18 protein-coding genes are annotated in these 21,674 nt (G+C 34.2%); 9 read left to right on the top strand and 9 right to left on the bottom strand.

Annotation, left to right across the window (positions count from 1 at the left end):
• Window positions 1-133: 133 nt before the first annotated feature.
• The 5 genes from CLLU_RS10960 to dapB all read left to right on the top strand — a co-directional run bounded on the left by CLLU_RS10960 (window position 134) and on the right by dapB (window position 5,649).
• A complete protein-coding gene (locus tag CLLU_RS10960) occupies window positions 134-790 on the top strand; it encodes an ABC transporter ATP-binding protein (protein ID WP_106009826.1) in 657 nt (218 codons plus the stop codon).
• A complete protein-coding gene (locus tag CLLU_RS10955; RefSeq protein WP_106009825.1) occupies window positions 787-1,548 on the top strand; it encodes an ABC transporter permease in 762 nt (253 codons plus the stop codon). Before CLLU_RS10960 ends, CLLU_RS10955 begins: the two co-directional genes overlap by 4 nt.
• A 307-nt stretch (window positions 1,549-1,855) precedes the next feature.
• Window positions 1,856-2,983 (top strand): betaine/proline/choline family ABC transporter ATP-binding protein, encoded by a 1,128-nt coding sequence (locus CLLU_RS10950; RefSeq protein WP_106009824.1) that lies wholly within the window; start codon window positions 1,856-1,858, stop codon window positions 2,981-2,983.
• A complete protein-coding gene (locus CLLU_RS10945) occupies window positions 2,983-4,527 on the top strand; it encodes an ABC transporter permease/substrate-binding protein (RefSeq protein WP_106009823.1) in 1,545 nt (514 codons plus the stop codon). Before CLLU_RS10950 ends, CLLU_RS10945 begins: the two co-directional genes overlap by 1 nt.
• Window positions 4,528-4,809: 282 nt before the next feature.
• A complete protein-coding gene (gene dapB / locus CLLU_RS10940) occupies window positions 4,810-5,649 on the top strand; it encodes a 4-hydroxy-tetrahydrodipicolinate reductase (protein WP_106009822.1) in 840 nt (279 codons plus the stop codon).
• A gap of 165 nt (window positions 5,650-5,814) precedes the next feature.
• Here the strand turns inward: dapB and CLLU_RS10935 are convergent, their stop codons facing one another.
• The gene (locus tag CLLU_RS10935) at window positions 5,815-6,078 is read right to left on the bottom strand and encodes a hypothetical protein (RefSeq protein ID WP_106009821.1); all 264 of its coding nucleotides are present in this window, start codon (window positions 6,076-6,078) and stop codon (window positions 5,815-5,817) included.
• A 138-nt stretch (window positions 6,079-6,216) separates the two neighbouring features.
• Here CLLU_RS10935 and CLLU_RS10930 point away from each other — a divergent pair, with 138 nt between their 5' ends.
• Entirely contained in the window at window positions 6,217-7,662 is a 1,446-nt protein-coding gene (locus CLLU_RS10930; RefSeq protein WP_106009820.1) for a DEAD/DEAH box helicase, read from the top strand.
• A 116-nt stretch (window positions 7,663-7,778) separates the two neighbouring features.
• Here the strand turns inward: CLLU_RS10930 and CLLU_RS10925 are convergent, their stop codons facing one another.
• Window positions 7,779-8,900 (bottom strand): THUMP domain-containing class I SAM-dependent RNA methyltransferase, encoded by a 1,122-nt coding sequence (locus CLLU_RS10925; RefSeq protein WP_106009819.1) that lies wholly within the window; start codon window positions 8,898-8,900, stop codon window positions 7,779-7,781.
• Between the two features lie 146 nt (window positions 8,901-9,046).
• Here CLLU_RS10925 and CLLU_RS10920 point away from each other — a divergent pair, with 146 nt between their 5' ends.
• On the top strand, window positions 9,047-10,072 hold the full coding sequence (locus CLLU_RS10920) for an aldo/keto reductase (RefSeq protein ID WP_106009818.1): 1,026 nt from the start codon (window positions 9,047-9,049) through the stop codon (window positions 10,070-10,072).
• Between the two features lie 82 nt (window positions 10,073-10,154).
• Here the strand turns inward: CLLU_RS10920 and CLLU_RS10915 are convergent, their stop codons facing one another.
• From CLLU_RS10915 to CLLU_RS10905, 3 genes are all read right to left on the bottom strand, one after another.
• Window positions 10,155-11,012: a PLL family lectin gene (locus CLLU_RS10915; protein ID WP_477100002.1), complete on the bottom strand. Its 858-nt coding sequence runs from the start codon at window positions 11,010-11,012 to the stop codon at window positions 10,155-10,157.
• A gap of 631 nt (window positions 11,013-11,643) precedes the next feature.
• Window positions 11,644-12,738, bottom strand: a complete 1,095-nt coding sequence (locus CLLU_RS10910) for a glycerol dehydrogenase (protein ID WP_106009817.1) — start codon at window positions 12,736-12,738, stop codon at window positions 11,644-11,646.
• A gap of 186 nt (window positions 12,739-12,924) precedes the next feature.
• Complete coding sequence (locus CLLU_RS10905) at window positions 12,925-14,088, bottom strand: metallophosphoesterase (protein WP_106009816.1); 1,164 nt, start codon at window positions 14,086-14,088, stop codon at window positions 12,925-12,927.
• A 173-nt stretch (window positions 14,089-14,261) separates the two neighbouring features.
• Between CLLU_RS10905 and CLLU_RS10900 the strand changes: the two genes are divergently transcribed.
• Window positions 14,262-15,512, top strand: a complete 1,251-nt coding sequence (locus tag CLLU_RS10900) for an AraC family transcriptional regulator (protein WP_106009815.1) — start codon at window positions 14,262-14,264, stop codon at window positions 15,510-15,512.
• 93 nt (window positions 15,513-15,605) lie between these two features.
• Here CLLU_RS10900 and CLLU_RS10895 read toward each other — a convergent pair whose 3' ends face one another.
• The 3 genes from CLLU_RS10895 to CLLU_RS10885 form a co-directional block, all read right to left on the bottom strand.
• On the bottom strand, window positions 15,606-16,985 hold the full coding sequence (locus CLLU_RS10895; RefSeq protein ID WP_106009814.1) for a methyltransferase MtaB domain-containing protein: 1,380 nt from the start codon (window positions 16,983-16,985) through the stop codon (window positions 15,606-15,608).
• 17 nt (window positions 16,986-17,002) lie between these two features.
• The gene (locus tag CLLU_RS10890) at window positions 17,003-17,644 is read right to left on the bottom strand and encodes a cobalamin B12-binding domain-containing protein (protein WP_106009813.1); all 642 of its coding nucleotides are present in this window, start codon (window positions 17,642-17,644) and stop codon (window positions 17,003-17,005) included.
• A gap of 337 nt (window positions 17,645-17,981) precedes the next feature.
• Complete coding sequence (locus tag CLLU_RS10885) at window positions 17,982-19,820, bottom strand: ASKHA domain-containing protein (RefSeq protein ID WP_106009812.1); 1,839 nt, start codon at window positions 19,818-19,820, stop codon at window positions 17,982-17,984.
• Window positions 19,821-20,002: 182 nt separating this feature from the next.
• Here CLLU_RS10885 and CLLU_RS10880 point away from each other — a divergent pair, with 182 nt between their 5' ends.
• Window positions 20,003-20,659 carry a cobalamin B12-binding domain-containing protein gene (locus tag CLLU_RS10880; RefSeq protein WP_106009811.1) on the top strand — a complete coding sequence of 219 codons (657 nt, stop codon included), beginning with the start codon at window positions 20,003-20,005 and terminating at the stop codon, window positions 20,657-20,659.
• A gap of 51 nt (window positions 20,660-20,710) precedes the next feature.
• Here CLLU_RS10880 and CLLU_RS10875 read toward each other — a convergent pair whose 3' ends face one another.
• Window positions 20,711-21,508: a methyltetrahydrofolate cobalamin methyltransferase gene (locus CLLU_RS10875; RefSeq protein WP_106009810.1), complete on the bottom strand. Its 798-nt coding sequence runs from the start codon at window positions 21,506-21,508 to the stop codon at window positions 20,711-20,713.
• Between the last annotated feature and the right edge of the window lie 166 nt (window positions 21,509-21,674).

The raw sequence follows: 21,674 nt of genomic DNA, 5'->3' as shown, positions 1-21,674 counted from the left end.
ATGTAAATACAATTTAAAGTTTATATAAAATTAAGTACAAAATAATAATATATGTTAGAAAATTTAATTCAATTTTAATACTGGTACTGTAAAATGTAATAGTTATATTTTACAGACAGGAGTGAAAATTTTTATGGCATTACTTAAATTTGAAAATGTATCATATGCTGTTAACAACAGGTACATATTAAAAAATATTTACTTAGAGGTAAACCACAGAGATTTCATATCTGTAGTTGGTCCTTCCGGCAGCGGTAAAAGCACCTTTTTTAGATTGTGCTCGCAGCTTGTAAGTCCAACTAACGGAAATATATTCTATAAAAATATGCCTTATACTAAATACGGTCCTATAGAATGGAGAAGACAAATCGCATACTGTTTCCAGACTCCTTCTCTTTTTGGAGATACCGTTATGGATAATTTAAAATTTCCTTTTTTCATACGAAATAAAAAGTTGGATCTGTCAATGATCAAAGAACTTCTAAAAAACTTTAAGATGAGTTCAGAATATTTATCCAGATCCATAGATAATCTTTCAGGCGGAGAAAAGCAGAGGATTGCACTTATTAGGGCTTTAATTTTCAATCCCGAAATTCTTCTCCTGGATGAGGTTACATCAGCACTTGACGAAAAAAATACTCTTATTGTAGAAGATGTAATTAAATCTCTAAATGATAGTGGAACCACCATTTTATGGATAACCCATAATTCAGAGCAGAGTAAAAAATATGCAAACAAAATTTTATCAATTGAAAATGGAAAATTTAATTCTCTGGAGGTTATAAAATGACTGGAGCTGAAGATATCAGTATTTATTCTATTTTATTTTCCCTATTGCTTGTATTGATCTCCCTTATCTTTTCATATTCGCAGAAACTAGGCCTTGAAAAAGATATAATTACAAGTGTGACAAGAGCTGTAATACAATTGATTATCGTAGGGTATTTGCTGGATTATATATTTGGATTGAAAAGTATATTTTTTACTACATTTTTATTGATATTCATGACATTAAATGCTGCATACAATGCATCTCAAAGGGGAAATGAAATTAAAAATGTTTTCTCTATATCCATAATATCAATAATTCTGGGAACATCAATCACTATGGCAATTCTCGTATCTCTGGGAATTATAAGATATGAGTCTTATCAGATAATACCCATTGGCGGTATGATTATCAGTAATTCCATGATAAGTTTAGGATTGAGTTTCAGACAGATGAAATTAAACTTTAAAAATAAAAGAGACGAAATTGAAACAAAACTATCCCTGGGTGCAGATATTTATCAATCTTCCATGAACATAATAAAAGATTCCATTAGGGTTGGAATGATGCCCACTATCGATTCGGCCAAAACCTTGGGAATAGTGGCACTTCCAGGTATGATGACAGGACTTATCCTAGCAGGCACCTCACCTATAAGTGCTGTCAAATATCAAATAATAGTTACTTTCATGCTGCTCTCGGCCACTTCTATATCTTCTTTTACAGCCTGTTATTTAAGCTATAGAAAATTTTTTAATAATAGGAAACAATTGAAATAATGGGGTATAAATACCCTGTTATTTTTTTACCTGATTTCCATCTTTTATCGTGGAGTCAGTCCCCTATTAATGACAAGTAACAACTTTTATGTTATAATAAAATTGTTTCTTATGTTTATTATGAATACTATGCCTATAAATTCAATATTATGCCTATCCTTTTTCCATGGCAAAAACATGAATTGTTTTAAATTTATTCTATGAGTAGTTCCGCCTGAGCCAAGAAATCACTTAATTTAAAAAATATCCAGAACAAATCAGAACATAATGCAACAATGAAAATGATAGAATGGAGGATAATTAATTTATGATAGAGTTCAAAAACGTGAACAAATCTTTTAAGGAAAAAAAAGTACTGAATAATATAAACCTGAAGATACACAAGGGCGAATTAGCAGTAATCATCGGTCCAAGCGGATGTGGAAAAACAACCACTTTAAAAATGATAAACAAACTTATAACCCCTACTTCTGGTGATATCTTTGTGAATAATAAAAATATAAAGAAAGAAGATACTATAAATCTTAGAAGAAATATGGGATATGTAATTCAACAAACCGGCCTCTTTCCCCATATGACAATACGGGAAAATATAACATTGATACCAAGGCTTCAAAAATGGTCTGAAGACAAGATAGAACATAGAACTGTTGAACTTTTAGATATGATTGGCATGAATGCAAAAGAGTTTTTAGATAGATATCCCAATGAACTCAGCGGCGGACAGCAGCAGAGAGTAGGTGTAGCAAGAGCATTTGCCATGAATCCGGACATAGTACTTATGGATGAACCTTTTAGTGCTCTTGATCCTATAAGCAGGAACCAGCTTCAGGATGAGTTGTTCAGTCTCCAGCAGCAGTTAAAAAAGACTATAGTATTTGTAACCCATGATATGGATGAGGCAATAAAGCTTGGAGATAGAATATGCATAATGAAAGATGGCAATATACTTCAATTTGATACTCCTGAAAAAATATTAAAAAATCCGTCTCATGGTTTTGTAGAAGAATTTATAGGTAAAAACAGAATTTGGAATAAACCAGAGTTCATAAAAGCAAAGGACATAATGATAACCAATCCGGTAATGACCAATTCAGAGAGAACCATAGTTCAATCGGTAGAAATAATGAGGGCAAACAAAGTAGACAGCCTTATGGTAGTAAATAAGGATTTAACACTTCTTGGAATAGTAACCTTTAAGGATATAAGAAAAAGTATGGATAAAACACTGAGATTAAAAAACATAATGGAAAAAGACGTATTTACAGTATCTGAAGAAGACAGCATAGTTGATGTACTTCAGGAGATAAATGATAATAGAATAGGATATGTACCTGTTTTAAATAGCAAAAGTAAATTGGTTGGGCTTATTACTAGAAGTAGTCTTATAACGGTGTTAAGTACTCAATTTTTAAATGATGAGGAGGGTATTTAATGAATTCGATTATAGAATTTTGCAATTTTTTAGCAAGCAGATCAGGTCAAATATTACAACTTTTTTTGCAGCATATTGAATTGACTTTATTGTCAGTTGTTATAGCCATATTAATAGGAGTACCTTTAGGAATACTTATAGAAAAGAAAAAAAAATTATCTTCAACTGTAATAGGCATCGCAAATGTAGTGCAGGCAATTCCAAGTTTAGCTCTTTTAGGGTTTTTAATTCCGATTCTGGGTATTGGAAGCAAACCGGCCATTGTAATGGTAATTTTATATTCACTGCTTCCAATTATAAAAAATACCTATACTGGACTTATAGGTATAGATCCCAATATTATAGAATCCGCTCATGGAATGGGAATGACAGAATCTCAGATTCTGAAAATTGTGAAACTGCCCCTTGCATTTCCTGTAATAATGGCAGGTATAAGAATATCCGCAGTTACAGCAGTTGGACTGATGACCATAGCTGCATTTATAGGAGCCGGTGGTCTGGGATATATGGTATTTACAGGAGTCCAAAGTGTTAACAACGATATGATACTTGCAGGGGCAATACCAGCATGTATATTGGCACTTGTTATAGATTTCTTGATTGGTAAAGTTGAAAAATCAGCAACTAAAAGAAAAGCGAAGAAAATGCCAACAAAATATAAAAGATCAATTGCTGCCCTGCTTTGTATCGTAATAGCTGCTGGAATAATATTTTATTATAACAATTCAAAAAATAAGATAGTAGTTGGTGGAAAAAATTTTACAGAGCAGATCATATTAGTAGACATGGTGGGAGAACTTATTGAAAATAATAGTAATATAAAAGTGGATTACAAGCCCAATTTAGGTGGGACAAATGTAGTACTTAGTGCCATGAAATCTGGAAATGTAGATGTAAGTGTAGAATATACAGGTACCGGGCTTATGGATATAATGAAACATGATTTGATTCAAGATCCCAATAAGGCATATAGTACAGTTAAAGATTACTATGCTAAGAACCTTGAAATAAAATGGCTTAACCCTATTGGATTCAATAATACTTATACACTGGCCGTATCTCAAGACACTGCTGGTAAATATAATTTAAACACCATATCTGATCTTTCAAGGGTAAGTGGCGATTTGCGTTTAAGTTGCACAATGGAGTTTACAGAAAGATCAGATACAATGAAACCACTTAAAAGTGTGTATGGAGCTAATTTCAGGGAAGTAAATGCCGTAGATGGAGGACTTAGATATACTGCACTAAATCAAAATAAAGCAGATGTAATTGACGCTTTTTCTACAGATGGGCTGCTTAAGCAATTTAACTTAAAAGTTTTAAAAGACGATAAAAAAATATTCCCGCCTTATTATGCCGCACCTATAGTGAGGGAAGAAACTCTAGAAAAACATCCTGAACTCGAGGGCATTCTGAACAAATTAGCTGGAAAAATAGATGATGAAACCATGATGGAATTAAATTATAAAGTGGACAGCCTAGGACAGAAGCCGGAGGCAGTTGCTGATCAATTTTTGAGAGATCAAAACTTGATAAAATAGAAATTAATATATCTTCAACTTATAGAAATATCTATTTTCATAAATATTTCTATAAGTTTTATTTTTAACTCCTTTTCTGTTTTTCCATCTTTTCTATCATTTCCTGGTTCATCCATCACATCTACATTTATTGCAATAAGGCACATTTTTTGTACAAAATATTAACAAAATTTCTAATAAAAAAATAGGTATTACTAATAATGACAACAAGCAACTTATATGATATAATGAAGTTGTTTATATTAGTAATTTTTAAACAATATTATATGAGGGGGTAATTTCATGATTAAAGTGGCATTAATAGGTATTGGAAAGACGGGAAAACATATAGCAAATGAAATTCTAAAACAGGATAACATGGAAATAGTATGTGCAATTTGCAGCCCTAAAAGTAAAAAAGAAGGAATGAGATTAGGAGATTTATTAAAAAATGATGCAGCTCAAGTAAAAATTTCAACTTCTGATAAACTTGAAACTTCCATCCTCGAAACCAAACCTGATGTGGTTGTTGATTTTTCAACTCCTGCAGCAACAATGAAAAACGCTTTAACACTATCTAAAATAAAGATAAATATAGTTATAGGAACAACAGGATTTTCTGAAGAAAATATTGACAAGCTCAAAAATATGACTTATAAATTCGGTAACGGTATAGTTTATGCTCCTAATATTACTTTAGGGGTGAATGTAGTTATGCTATTGTCTAATATTGCAGCATCCATATTAAACAACTATGACTTTCAAGTCTTAGAACTCCATCATAAAACCAAAAAGGATATTCCATCAGGAACTGCCATAAAACTTTCTAAAGAAATAGAACACGGGCTTCAATCATCCGGAGTATTCAATAAAAATATTCCTGTCAATGGTGTAAGGGCTGGAGGTGTGATAGGAAAACATGAAGTACTCATAGTTGGCGATGATGATCAAATAAAGATAAGTCACGAATCCTTTTCAAGAAAAGCTTTTGCATCTGGAGCTATTAAAGCAGTAAATTACATTTATAAAAAATCAGGATATTATGAAATGAAAGATATATTAGACTTTAAAAAGATATTACACGAATATATTGATACATCGGATAGTACTCTAAATAATACATTAGATAGTACACTGTGTTAAAATAGCTAACTAAAATTTTTGAATGAGACATTTAGAAATGCATCATTCAAAAATTTCAATTTGTGAATGATTTTTGTAAATATTTTTAAATTCTATCTTATAAAATTCATAAATATTTTATCTTCTATTTAGTTTTCCTTTATGTGATCTTTTGCAAAATCAAGGTTATTCATCAACCATATCATATTTTTGCATAAAACACTCATAGTCTGCATTCTCTTTTTGTCCTGGACTGCTCTCTCCCGAATCCGTTCCATAAACTACATTCCAATAATTTGAAGTAGGCATTGCCATTTTTGAATAGTCGATGTAATTATTCAATTGCTCAAATGCAGGAACGCTCCTGCTCTTCTCACTGCAATAAATAGTATCACCAATCCTGGTTATACTAAAATTGGTGATTAATTTGGGAAAAAAATGATTGGTCAAAAGTATACAGGGATTCTGTAATAAATATAGATGCCCAACTTGAAACCACCCAGTACGGTGTACTTCAATAAGTTTTCCTATACATTGTGAATATATAATAGTATTATAGTATTATTAAAACATAAGGGGTCAAATAATATGAATAATTTAAGATTTAATGATTTTGGACTAGATTCAGACATATTGAAATCAATAAAAAAATTAGGATATGAAAATCCATCTGAGGTTCAGGAAAAGGTTATCCCTCTCATTCTAAAAAATAAAGATATTATAATAAAATCTGAAACCGGCAGCGGAAAAACTGCAGCTTTTGCCATACCAATTTGTGAGAAAATAGAATTGGAAGAAAAACTGCCTCAGGTACTGGTGCTCACTCCTACAAGAGAACTTGCTCTTCAGATAATGGAAAGCTTCTCAAATATAGGAAAATTCAAGAGAATAAACTGCGCTGCTCTATTTGGCAAAGAACCTATAACAGTTCAAATAAAAAAACTTAGACAGAGAGTTCATGTTGTAGTTGGAACTCCTGGAAGAATAGCGGATCATATAAAAAGAAATACTTTAAATCTTAAAAAAATAAAATACCTAGTCATAGATGAGGCAGACGAGATGCTAGATATGGGATTTATAGATCAAGTTAAATTTATAATAGATGATCTTCCTAAAGACAGACTAACCCTTCTCTTTTCTGCAACTATACCTCAGGAAATGCTTAAATTATTTAATAAGTATATGGTTAATCCAATTAATATAGACATTAAATCTAAGAATTCTGCAGTAGACAGAATCAGGCAACTATACTATGAAGTTGAAGCACATGAAAAATTTGATCTGCTAAATAAAATAATATATACTGAAAAACCTGACAGCGTTATGATATTTTGCAGGACTAAAAAAAATGTAGACAACTTAGTATTACATATGAAAGATAAAGGCTATCCCTGCAGCGGCCTGCATGGCGGAATGCTTCAATCTAAGAGGATTGATGTAACTAAAAGATTTAAAAGAGGAGAGTTCATTTTTCTTGTATGTACGGACATAGCAGCCCGTGGAATAGATGTTGAAAATATAACACATATCATAAATTATGACATACCTATGGAAAAAGAAAGTTATATTCATAGAATCGGTAGAACAGGCCGGGCAGGAAATAGCGGAACTGCAATAACATTTGTTACTCCTAAGGAATATAGATTTTTAGAAAAAATAGGTGAGTTTTTTAACCTGAACATTGAAGAAGGTAAAATTCCATCAAAAGAAGAAGTTGAAACAGGTAAAAAATTATTCAATGAAAAATTAAAAGCCGGTCCAAAAATAAAAAATGATAACTCTAGATATATAAATAGAGATATAAGCAAAATATATATAAGTGCAGGAAAAAAGAAAAAAATAAGACCTGGAGACATAGCTGGAACTATATCAAGTATAAATGGAGTAAATCCTGATGATGTAGGAATAATAGACATAGAAGATAATTTTTCCTATGTAAATATTCTCTCCGGTAAAGGTGATATAGTTCTTAAGGCACTTCAAAATAAAACTATAAAAGGTAAAACAATAAGAGCTGAAAAAGCAATGAAATAAATTTGTTCACCCAGTATTTATATTGAAGGGATCTTGCCAATCCCTTCTGTTTATGTTATTTTAGGCAGCAAGCATATTTTTTATGTTTGTGATAAAACTCCCTCTGAATCCAAGAATCACTTGACACCATTAAAATACTGATAATAATAGCATTTCAGTCTCCCATTATAGAGTTTCCTATTTTTATTTGATTTTTTTCCAAAATACTTTTCAAATCTATCATGAGCTGTTATTATAAAATAATTCCATTCTTTAAGCTTTGAAAATACCTTTCCTATATCTTCATACAATTTTTCAGCTTCTTTCAATTCTCCAAGTCTTTCTCCATAAGGAGGATTGCTTATTATGAACCCACCGCTTTTCTTAGAAGTAAACTTTTGAACTGGTATTTTTTGAAATGCTATGTAATTATCTACTCCCGCCTTTTCAGCATTATTCATGGCAGTTCTGATTACTCTTCCATCTATATCCGATGCCAATATTCTGAATTCCTTATTATTTATAGATTTTAAAGCAAATTTTCTTAAATCCTTCCACAGCTTTTCAGGAATTATACGCCATTGCTCTGATACAAAGTTTCTATTTAACCCGGGAGCTATATTTTTCCCTATCAATGCAGCTTCAATGGCAATAGTTCCGGACCCGCACATGGGATCTGCCAGTATTATACTTGGATCCCATCTGCTGAGCAGCACCATAGCCGCCGCCAGGGTCTCCTTGATAGGCGCTTCTCCAGAATTTTTCCTGTATCCCCTTTTGTGAAGTCCTTCACCGGAAGTATCCACTGTCAAAGTAACTATATCCTTTAAAATTCCAACTTCTATCCTGTACTCAGCACCAGTTTCCTCAAATCTCTCTATATTATATTTATTCTTCATAGATTCAACTATGGCTTTCTTCACTATGGACTGGCAATCAGGCACACTGTGCAATTTTGATTTCACAGACTTTCCAGTTACATGCATAAATGCGTCCTCAGTCATTAAGCTCCCCCAGTCAACAGAAAGAGTGCCTTGAAAAAGCTCCTCAAAACTCTCAGCTTTAAATTGTGTCATACATATAAGCACCCTGTCTGCAGTCCTGAGCCACAGATTACAGGTGATTATGTCCATTTCATCTCCATGAAAGATCACCCTGCCATTTTCCACCTTTAAATTCTCATACCCAAGATTTTTAAGTTCTTTAGCAACCACAGATTCCAGTCCAAATGTAGATGTGGCAATCAATGTATATTCCATTTTGTCCCTCCATAAAATATTTCATATATACACTTTTCCATTTAACAATTATAATACATAAGCTGAAAATATAAAATGCCATTTGGGATTATATATTACCAGTTTACTGATTTTAAGATATAATAAATATATTTGGAGGTGTTTTTATGGATAAAATAAGATTGGGAAAAACAAATTTAATGGTAACAAGAAGTGGTTTTGGAGCACTGCCTATACAGAGAGTTTCTTTTGAAGAGGCCAAAAAAATTCTACGTAAAGCTTATGACAGCGGGATAAACTTTTTCGACACTGCAAGAATGTACTCAGATAGTGAGGAAAAGATAGGCTACTCCCTTTCAGATGTTCGAAAAAATATTGTAATATCTACTAAAAGTCATGCAAAAGATAAAAAAACCTTGCTGAAGCATTTGGAGACAAGCTTGAAAAATTTAAAAACGGATTACGTGGATATTATCCAGCTGCATAATCCTGACAAATTACCTGATCCAGATGATTCGGAAGGACTTTACTCCGGTCTTCTGGAAGCTAAAAAAAAGGGTATGACCAGATTTATAGGAATTACAAATCATAAGCTGGACAACGCTTTGAAAGCCGCAGACTCAGGGCTGTACGATACCATTCAGTTCCCTCTGAGCTCTCTGTCTTCAGACGATGATTTAAAACTCATAAGTGAATGTAAAAAAAGAGATATTGGTGTCATTGCAATGAAAGCTCTTTCAGGCGGTCTTATAACCAACGCCGCATCTACATTTGCATTTTTAAGACAGTTCAATAATGTTGTACCTATATGGGGTATACAGAGAGAATCCGAATTGGATGAATTCATCGCTCTTGAAAAAAATCCACCAGTGCTGGATGCGTCCATGTGGTCCGTCATAAAAAGAGATCGGCTTGAACTGGCTGGAGATTTCTGCCGCGGATGCGGATACTGTCTTCCATGTGCTGCAGGAATTGAGATTCCCACATGTGCCCGAATATCTCTTCTATTAAGAAGAGCTCCCTACAGAGATTTCATGAAAGATGAATTCAGAGAAAAAATGGAGCTGATAAATAACTGTATAGAATGTGGTCACTGTAAAGATCATTGTCCATATAAACTGGATACACCAAATCTTTTAAAGAAAGAGCTTAAAAACTATAATAAATTTTATGCCGAACATAAAAATGACTGATTAAACAAAATTAAACTCTTGAAAAACGTACCTGGACTGACTTCAGGTACGTTTTCAATAACACGGTAATCAAAATATACTGCTAATTTCTAAAAATATGCCATAGTGCATTGTTTCTTCCCCTGGCAAATACATCAGTTCTGTTGGGCCCCCAGGATACTGCAGCTGGTTCAGAGGTTATGTTTCCACCTATATTACGCCAGTTACTCCACCTGGATCCATCCCAGGACGTAGTGATCAGCTGATTATTTGAGCCTCTCGCAAATACCTCCAGCCTGTTTGGCCTTCTGGAAGAAACAGCTGGTCCTGAGGCTATTCTTCCTCCAAGATCCTGCCATCCACTCCATCTTGACCCATTCCACCATAAGTGATTTAATCGATTGCCCTGCCCTCTTGCAAATACATCAATCCTGTTTGGCCCCCAGGATACTGCTGCTGGTGCCGAAGTTAAATTTCCACCCAGGCTCTCCCAGTCACTCCATCTGGTTCCGTTCCACCATTTATGCCACAGTGCATTATCCGTACCTCTTGCAAATACATCCAGTCTGTTTGATCCCCAGGAAGATACTGCCGGCGCTGAAGTCAAGCTCCCGCCCAGGCTTTCCCATCCACTCCATCTGGTTCCATTCCAGAATATGTGCCATAGTGCATTGTCCGTGCCTCTTGCAAACACATCAATCCTATTTGGTCCCCAGGATACCGCCGCTGGTGCTGAAGTCAAGCTTCCACCCAGGCTTTCCCAGTCACTCCATCTGGTTCCGTTCCACCATTTATGCCACAGTGCATTGTCTGTACCCCTTGCAAAAGTGTCCAGTCTGTTTGATGCCCAGGAAGACACTGCCGGTGCTGAAGTCAAATTTCCGCCAAGATCCTGCCAACCGCTCCATCTACTGATGTTTGTTGGAGGAATAACTATATTTCTCAGGCCAAATTCTATCACATTGTTAAAAGTATGATTGATTACCCCATTGGGTATACCCATTTTTTTAAGGGAAGAAAATATGTGATTGTACTGTCTGCTAAAATCTCCATACATCAAATCAATTCTTTGATCTACATATCCTCTGAATTTTGTAAAATTATCAATGACATAAGATATGGCAGTTTTAAAATAACTGTCTACTTTCTCTTTTTCTACTCCAAAATCCTGTAAATCCAGAGACAGCTCAGGCTGCTCATCATTAAGAGAGGTCAGCATTTTATCTGCGTCATCTTTCAAATTCCTGTAACTTTTCTCATATGAAGATCTAAAATAATCAGGCGCTCTATGAAAACCCCGGTTACCAGCACATCTTATCGATCTATTTAAAAACGGACAAACAGTTTCACCGCTGTAATATGGACAGCGTAAAAACTCATCATTATACATTAAGAGCCTCCTTGTATTCTTGTTCCTGACTAAATAATCGTCAATTATATTTTATGGATGAAATTAGAAAATGTTACAAATTGAATTCAAAATATTGATTCAGTTATTTTCAGAGAAATATTAAAAAGGGCATCTCTGCCCTTTTCCAATTTATTTACAATGTATTTTTCATGGCTAGACTTCACATGAACTACAAAATTGATTATTTAAAATACTCCTGTCCTAATAAATCAGCTGTCAATATAGCATCATACAGTTGATCCGCCGTCACATCGCCTGTCAGATTGTGAATTGTTTCACCTGGTACACATGCTTTTTCCGCAGCTATATGAACCCTCTCCTCATCGGTTACGCCAACTTCCTTTAAAGTTATTGGAAGCCCTACACTATAACAGAAATCCATAACTTCCTTTATTTCGTCCCTGGGTGCATTCTCCAGAATAAGCTGTGCTATGGTACCAAATGCAACCAAAGAACCATGCATTGTGGACTCACACTCTTTTAAAGCTGTAAATCCATTGTATACAGAATGGGAAACTGCTAATCCGCCATTATCAGCACCTACTCCACTTAGATACACATTGGCCTCTATTATAGCTTCAAGAGCCGGTGTTATCAAATGTTTTTCACAAGATAATTTTGCCTGATAACCTGATTTCAGCAAAGTTTTGTAGCACAGTTCACATAAGGCCATAGCTGACAGTGATATACCTCCATTTTCCAGACTTGGTGAATCAGTTCTGGTGCAGGCCCTGGCCTCAAAATATGTGCCCAGTGCATCTCCCATTCCTGCTACAAGAAACTTTACCGGGGCATTGGCAATAACTTCACTATCTACAATTACAGCTTCCGGATTTCTGGGATAAAACAAATATTTATCAAAGGTACCATCATCATTATATATAACTGAAAGTCCGGTACAAGGTGCATCGGTAGCCGTAACTGTAGGCACAACAACTACAGGACACTTTTCATAATAAGCGGTTGCCTTAGCAGTATCAATGGCGGATCCTCCTCCAACACCCACAATCACCTGAATTTTTTCATCTCTTGCAATTTTCCTCATTCTTTCAATCTCTCCATTGGAGCTGATACCTTTAAATATCTCAAAATGCAGCTTGCAGTCCGTATTTTCAAAACTTTTTTCAATTTTTGCGTGACAATTTTTATACCCACTATTACTGCAGATAAACAGATATGATGACCCTAAATCCTTGGTTTCTTCGTAAAAGTTCAGCAATGCCCTCTTCCCCTGTATATACTTTAATGGAGCTCTTAACAATTTTAATACTGCCATGAACAACACATCCTTTCTTTATGTTTATATTTTAACAATCACCTTCAATCCTATTATAAGTAATTTGAACATTTTTTGCAAATAAATATGGAGACAATTGAAATTTATCAACAATACAATAATTAACACCTGCAAATATTGGGGCATTTTCATCCATATGATATTTTGACAACTTCAGAATAATACTTACTGAAAATATATAGTTATATCCGCTACCTCTGAATGACTTCCAATCCTTATAGGGGGTCCCCAGGTCCGTGCACCACTGGAAACTATAACTTGAAAATTTCCTATCTTCAAATACCCATAGTCAACCTGAAAAATTTTCTTTGTGACCAAATTAAACGGAAACAGTTGACCTCTATGTGTATGCCCCGATAACTGCAAATCTGCACCGGCATCTCTCGGCTCTTCCAGTTCAATTGGCTGATGATCTAACACAATCACCGGAAACTTCACATCCATATCCTTCATAAGCATGGACAGCTGCTTACGTTTTCGCCCGCTAATTCTTTCATAGGACTTATCCTCCCGCCCTATCAAATAAAAACTGTCCCCTATTTTTACACTATCGTCTCTCAATACATTGATTCCCGCCTGTTTAAATCGCTCTATTCTATATTCAGAATCACCATTATCATCATAATCATGATTTCCTAAAGAAGCATAGATTCCATATTTACTTTTTATTTTCTTAAAATTATATTCAGCAGCACCAGCCTCATAGGATTCCATGTCACGGCTGGCATCAACCATATCTCCTCCAATCAGAACCAAATCAGGATTTATTTTATTAATTGTATCTACCAGCTCCTTCATATGATTGTCTTGCAAATTGCCAAGATGAATATCCGACAAGAAAGCAACATGAAGTTGTTTCAAAGAACCTGCCTGTTTGGAGATATTTATATTATAGGTCGTAATTTCCAGCTTTCTTGCATTCAGTGTTCCATAAATAAGAAAAACAATGGTCGTAACAAGAACCAATATGCCGGCAGCAAAAGAAATTGTGGTATTATATCTTGTTACTGCCAAAGGTAGAACTTTCAGACATTTGCCAAGCACATGAATAAGCTCAAATATAGCAATAAATATTGAAAAATACACCACTGCACCAAGCCAATAGGAAGCAGCCATATAAAAGCCGTCCTGAAGAAAATGCGGTAAATAATTATTCCATACCACTCCAATTAAGCTCATCACCACAAGCATAAAAAAAACAGTCCAATATACTTTACCAGTAATCAGCGGAATTTTTATAAAAATATGCTTCCAAAGCCAGAATCCTATATAGTAATTTATTCCTCCATATACTGCAAGCATCGTACCTATTATAAAATAAAATATCATTTTCATGATTCTCCTCTTTCCCTGCTCTACAAAATCTTTATAGAAATTATACCATATTTATTCCTATACGATTGATTAGCTGTAAAATTGATACAATTCTTCCCTTATATAAGTCTTTATTAAAACTAGAAATTATGTTAAAATTAACATATATGAAAGTGTAGGTGTTGTATATGGATTTTATAAAAATACTTAAAGATACCTTGTCAACCTATTCTTATTGCACTAATATTTCACTTTCAGTAATAAATGAAATAGGAAACGAATTTATGAGAATAGGAAAGCCCTCAAGCTTTTGTAGATTTTTTAAGGAATGTACTGATGATTTATGTCCCTGCTCTGAAACTCATCTATATGCTGCAAGACAATCGGAAAAATTAGGTGAATCTTACATATTCTCCTGTCCTGCAGGACTTATACATTATACTGTTCCAATAATAAAAAAAGATGTATTCAAAGGTTCTGTACTTGCCGGTCCCATACTTATGAACTTTCCAGATGAATTCATGGTAAATGATATTATCCAAAAATTTGATTTAGATATACAGTTGAAAGGATTGATAGAAACTAAATTAAGTGATATCCAAATAGTACAGCCTTCAAAGGTACGACATTTGAGTAAATTATTATTCATCGTGGCATGCAGCATTATTGGAGAAGAGAAATACGAGCTTTATGAAAAAAATAAAAGATCACACCAGCAATCTAAAATAGGTGAAAGCCTGCAGAACTTAAAAAATACTAATAAGGACATGCTATATACTTATAAAATTGAAAAGGAACTTCTTATCAAAGTCAAAAATGGTGACATAATAGGAGCCAGAAATATTTTAAATGATCTGTTAGCCCATATATTGTTCTATTCTGGAAATGACATACGGATAATCAAGACCCGTACTCTGGAATTATGTACACTTCTTTCTAGAGCATCCATAGAAGGTGGTGCCGATTTCAACAAAATTTTCTGTTTAAACAGCGATTTTTTACTTAAATTAAATAAAATTAAAAAAGTAGAAGACATCTCATTTCTTATAATAAACATACTTGATGCCTTTACAGAAAACGTTTTTAAAATCAATAAATCAAAGAATCCTGCTCTAATAAAGAAATGCATAGCTTATATAAATGAAAATTATAAAAACAATATAACCCTGGATACAGTAGCCAATATGGTACATCTTAATTCTTCTTATTTCTCAAGTATTTTTAAAAAGGAAATTGGAATGAATTTCTCAAGTTATCTCAATAAAATCAGAATTGAGCAGAGTATGTTTCTTTTGAGAAATACCGATTATTCCATATTAAATATTGCCCTTGAAGTTGGTTTTGAAGATCAAAGTTATTTTTCAAAGGTATTCAAAAATTTTACCGGCATGACCCCCAAACAATACCGACAGAAGGGAAACCTCACCTTTGTAAGTTAAGTGAAAAATATAAACTTTTAGGCACTGGAAATTTGATGTTAATTTCCAGTGCCTTATTAAACGTTTTAAATGAAATTTTTGAATTTTAATCTACTATTCCAGTCCATATTCCTTTGGAAGGAATTTGTCAAAATCAAGATCATCTTTAATCTGATCATAGAATTCAACTTCATCATCAGGTATATCCTCAATCTGGTTCTCCATAATATCAAGCCATCTTAATTCTCTCTCTTCAATTTTAACTTCCTTATTAGCAATTGCCTTCTTGAGTTTCTCTACTGTCAATTGAGCTGCCAATTTAGTTCTTTCAAATGGAGTCTTACCCTTCACAATTCCCTTGCTTATGTCAAATACCACATCAGGTCTAAGTACATATGCCTGAGGATCAAGCCTTGAATCGGAATCTGCCAGCAAATCTCTGAACTCAACACCTTTTCCCTGCTTCTTTGCCTCATTCATAAGCCTGCAGTCATATATAAGCTGTTCTATGGACACTGTAGGTGCCATTCCGGAAAGAAGTTTAACCTGCTGAACGGACTCATTACTCCAAAGATCCGCTACTGCAGCTGCTACATTTCCTATAGGACTGAAATGTGCACATGCTGCTGATTTACCTTCCATTGCTATTGGCGAACCAGTTATTGCCTTCAGATATGCTCCTTCATAAGCACAATCCTTGCTAGGTCCTACAGCACCCTCTTCAAATGCTACCAATGCTCTAGGGACAGCAGTTACTCTCACCACTGATGCAAATACCTTAGGGATAAATCCTCTTTCTGCAAGTACCATTGCCGTGTTGGCAAATCCGCAGGCAGAATCTCCTGCTGGTATAATATTATTTGCATTGCTTATTTCAACCATCTTTTTCCACAAGAATTTCATATCACGGCATCCAAGAACTCCCAGTGCAAATATGACTTTTTGTATGTCTGCGTTTACAAGAGCATCATCATCTACTTCTTTTCCTCCAGTAGACTCTATAGCTAAAAAGTCTGCTCCTGCTTTACCAAAGCCCTCAAATATCTGCTGCATTTCTTCCCAGTACTCTCCTCTTCTCATTATTGGAGGCCTGTTCATCTCTCTTGTATCATTAGGTGTAGCTCTCAAAGCTCCCTTAAGTCCATATTTTGCATTATATTCATTAAGTGCATCAACAATTATCTTACCTACTTCAATTCCCCATTCAGGATGTATTGTAAATTCCGGTAATGTTTCATATTCCAATACCACTCCGGGAGCATACAATTCTACTGCCCTCTTAAGTGCACCATCCATTATCTCTTTATATATCTTATAAGCATCCTTGATAGTATTAGAATCAACGGTCATTGCAGGCAACGTAAAATTCAGCTCTGGATATATTTCCCCTCCTCCAACTATAAGTCCACTTTTAGTTTTCACAGGTTTAGGACATGAGCCATATATAAAATCATCCAGTTTGTTATATGCCAATTTGTCATATACATTTGCCATTATACAATCTCCCCCTTTTATTTACCTTTCTTAAGAACCGCATTCTTTGCAACTTCAGCTGCACTACCTGCATCGGGAGTATAGTAATCTGCTCCTATCTCCTTTGCATATTCATCTGATAAAGGTGCTCCACCTACCATAAATATATACTTATCCTTCACTCCTGCTTTTTCAAATTCCTTTATAGTATCATTCATAGCAGGCATGGTAGTAGTCAATAATGCTGACATACATACAATATCTGCTCCTATTTCCTCAGCTTTTTTCAAAAATTTAGCTGGATCAGCATCAACTCCTAAATCAGTAACTTCAATGCCTGTACCTTTCATCATCATTGCCACAAGATTTTTACCTATATCATGTAAATCGCCTTTTACAGTTCCTATTACAGCTTTACCTACAGGTTTTATTCCGGTCTTGGTAAGAATAGGTTCCAGTACCTTCATACCTGCAGCCATTGCCTTTGCAGCCATAAGCATTTCCGGAACGTATATTTCATTGTTTTTAAATTTAACACCAATTTCTGACATAGCCTCTATCAAACCATCGTTTAATATTTTGACTGGTTCAATTTTTTCGTCCAGGGCTTTTTTTACAAGCTCTTTGGACTTTTTCTGACTACCTGTTTGTACAACTGAAGAAAGTTCTTTTAAATCCATTACATATCTCCTCCCCTTAAGTTAAAAATCCCTTTAAAATTTTTAAATTTTCCTTACACATTAATTATAGTATGAACCATGGATTTAATATTGTAGTATATATAGTTTTTTATCAATACTTCAAGATACTCAAAACATCTTCTGGCAAACCCTGTAAAAGCCTTAACTTAGGCATTTTGAAAATTTCATACAAAAAATTCACTAAAAATTATATTGCGGTTTATTGAATTTTATGACTTTTCAATATAATAAAGAATTTTTTTTAGATTTTTATGATTTTTTTTAGATTCATAATAAAAATTATTCTATGGTATTTTAGCTCCCGACCTGTAATCTTTTATTCCATCATCATAGCATCTACAAAATAATCCTGAAAATCCGGTCTTTTTGATAATTCTATATACACTGCCTTATCCACAACTGATTTAGTTTTATCTCTTACATTCTTGGACAGCAGGTACATTTTGGCACCGCTTCCGGCACAATTGCCGATAGATTTGATCTTACCACCTAATTCTTTCGGTATCATGCCAATTTGCACGGAACTTTTAATATTCATGTAATTTCCAAATCCGCCACCTATATAGACCTTTTCTATCTCATCAAAGCCAATATTCTTTTCTTTAAGCAGTATTTTCATTCCCGCACAAACTGCAGCCTTTGCCAGCTGTACCTCTCTTATATCTTTTTGAGTAAAAATTATATTTTCCTGATTTCTACTGTTATCTGCCACAATAAACTGTAACATTTTACCTTCCCTGACAATTCTGTCTCTATACTTTTCATCTTCTATTTCATCTTTTTCAAGCATTTTACCTGTTTCATCCACTATCCCGTGGGACAGGAGCTGTGCAACCATGTCCATAACACCTGAACCGCATATGCCCAGAGGTTCAGCATTACCTATAGTTTCATATATTTTATTTTTCGACAGATCTATTTTACTTATGGCGCCAATTACACCACCCATGCCACATTTTATATTCGCCCCCTCAAAAGCTGGTCCTGCAGCAGTAGAACAGGTTATTATCTCATTTTTATTTCCCAGAGCCATTTCACCATTGGTACCAAGATCCAGCAATAGCGAATATCTTTCCGATTTCAAAAGTCCAGAAGACATTATACCTGCTGTTATATCACTTCCCACATAACTTGAAATGCCGGGAATAAGGCTTACCATTCCTCCTGTATCTATCCCAATCTCCCTGGCCTTGAATTCAAGCCCTTCTGTAACCATTGCAATATAAGGTGACATAGCCATGTATTTACAGGTGAGTTTCAAAAGCAGATGAATCATTGTAGTATTACCCACTATAGCTGTGTCATATATGTTATCTTTTTCTATACTGTTTCTCTGGCACAGTAGTCCTATTATATCATTGATCTGCTCTATGATACTCCTGTTTAGTATATCAAGTCCTCTGGGATTTTCCATAGTAAAATTTATCCTTGAGATCACATCCGCCCCGTAACTTCGCTGTCTATTAACCTGTGACTGTACGTCCAATACTTTTCCATTTTCCAGATCTAAAAGATATATGGCTACTGTAGTCGTTCCTATATCCACCGCCAATCCATAGGTCCCTATATTAGATTTACCGCTTTCCAATGACAAAAGCCTATTTTTAAAAAATATCCCGGTAACATCAAAATCCTCACTTCTCATGGTTTCACCCATTATAGGAAAATTTTTAAAATCTATACTCAGATCCTTTTTTCCAAAACCATCACTTAATCTTCTATAATCATCCCTTTGATCCTCAATAGAAGGTTTATCCAAAGCCACGTGCTTTTTTTCAACTAAACCGTCTAATTCGTAATCATATTTTTCTCCTTCTGTAAGCACTGTCATGGTTCCATTTTCTTCTGGAATCATTATTTCCAAATCCCCATTTACAATTGTTTCACAACTCAATCTAAATCCACTTTCTATTTCACTTTCAGTAAGATGCTCATTATTGTTTATAGTTTTTTTGTCCAAGCCACTTATTATTTTGACCTTACATTTGCCACACTTCCCTTTGCCGTTGCAGGAACTCTCAACGTATACCTTATTATCTCTCAATACATCCAGAAGATTCCCACCTTTTTCAGCAAATATGAGCTTTTCACCTTCACTGCAGTGCACCGCAATTTTAATTTTCCCATCATTAGATGTCGTCTTACATTTATTCATTTTTATTATATCTCCTTCCCGCATATTTAAATAAACATACTTGACAGGTCAAATACCCCTTATTTTAAATTATACAATAAAAAATTTTTATTAAAAAGTACAGTTTTTACGAGATTAACTTTCAAAATAGTTTTATAATTATGTTAACAGTAATTTTTTTAATAAAACGAGGGGGATTATTTATGAATTTGAGTGAACTTTCTTTATCTGTTCAAAAGGGCAATGCAAAAATGGCAAGAATGCTTGTCCTTCAGGCACTTGAAGAACATATTGAGCCAACTAAAATATTACATGAAGGTTTAATAGATGCCATGGTAAAAGAAGGTATTAAATTCAAAAACAACGAAATATATGTTCCCGAAATGCTTGTAGCATCAAGAGCAATGTCCGTTGCACTAAAAGCACTTTATCCAATTATTTCTCAACATGGTAAAAAAATAATCGGCAAAGTTGTGATAGGTACTGTAAAGGGTGACATACATGACATAGGAAAAAATCTGGTTAAAATGATGATGGAAGGTAAGGGCATTGAAGTAATCGATTTAGGAGTAAACGTCCAGGACTTTGAATTTGTAAAAAGCTCAGAAGAGACCGGTGCAGATATAGTATGTCTTTCATCCTTATTAACAACTACCATGCCTGCAATGTTTGATGTAATAACCGCATTTAAAAAGGCAGGAATTAAAGACAAATACGCATTTATGATAGGTGGTGCCCCCATTACAACCAATTTTGCAAAACAAATAAATGCAGACTACTACACTCCTGATGCAGATTCAGCGGCCAAGCTTGCCAAAAATATACTCATCAAAAAACGCAAATATGAAATGTCCTACTAATTATAGGGTGATGCACCTTTCTAAGCGCATCACCCTATAAAATCCAAGCAATTATTCAAATAATTTATTTCTATATGCCTGAAGATAATTCATACAGAATTCATCTTTACCAGCCAGGGTTTCTGCTGTTATGAGACTGCCCATCATTTCCCTATCCAATGGATTTATTATAAGACCATCAAGTCCTCTGCTTACAGCCATAACTGCAAAAATTCGATTAATAAATTTTCTATTTGGAAGCCCAAAAGATATATTTGACAATCCGCACATCATATGAACACCTTTAAATTCTTTTAAAATAGCTTCTACAGAATCCAGAAACTGTATTCCAAAATTATCATTTGTTCCTATAGGCTGCACTAATGGATCTACATATATATTATCCAGTTTTACGTGATGCTGAACCAATCCATTTATCAGCTTATCTGCAATTTTGATTCTGTCATCAGCAGTTTCAGGCATACCCTTGGAAGACATACAAAGTGCCACTATTTTAAGATCGGTACCTTCAATTATAGGCAAAACTGCATCATATCTTTCTTTTTCAAGAGATATGGAGTTTATCATTGGAGTTTCTCCTTTATGTAGCGGCAATGCAGCTTCTATAGCCTTTGGATCTGGAGAATCTATACAGCAAGGTGTATCTACTGCTTCCTGAACAGTTTGTACCAACCATTTCAAATAGTCAATTTCTTTTCCTACAAATATGCCGGCATTCACATCTATATAATTAGCTCCGGCTTCAGATTCTTCCTTGGCAATCTTTTTTATATAATCCGAATCATTATTTTTAACTGCCTCTTTAATAGATTTACGAGTTGAATTTATTAATTCACCCACAATTACCATAATATACCATTCCCCCTAATACTCGTTTGTTACATAGCTTATTACATAACCAGTATATATTATGATTGGCTGCAAGTATTGTAATTTTTTTATATTTTTATAAATAACATAAGCCCTATTTCTATTTTTGCAGAAGAATTTGAAATATCAATTTCAAAACAATTTA

Origin of the sequence: Clostridium luticellarii, assembly GCF_002995845.1 — a bacterium.
GTDB lineage: Bacteria > Bacillota > Clostridia > Clostridiales > Clostridiaceae > Clostridium_B > Clostridium_B luticellarii.
Note: the sequence above shows the minus strand (reverse complement) of the source record. Positions and strands in the feature narration are given on the sequence as shown.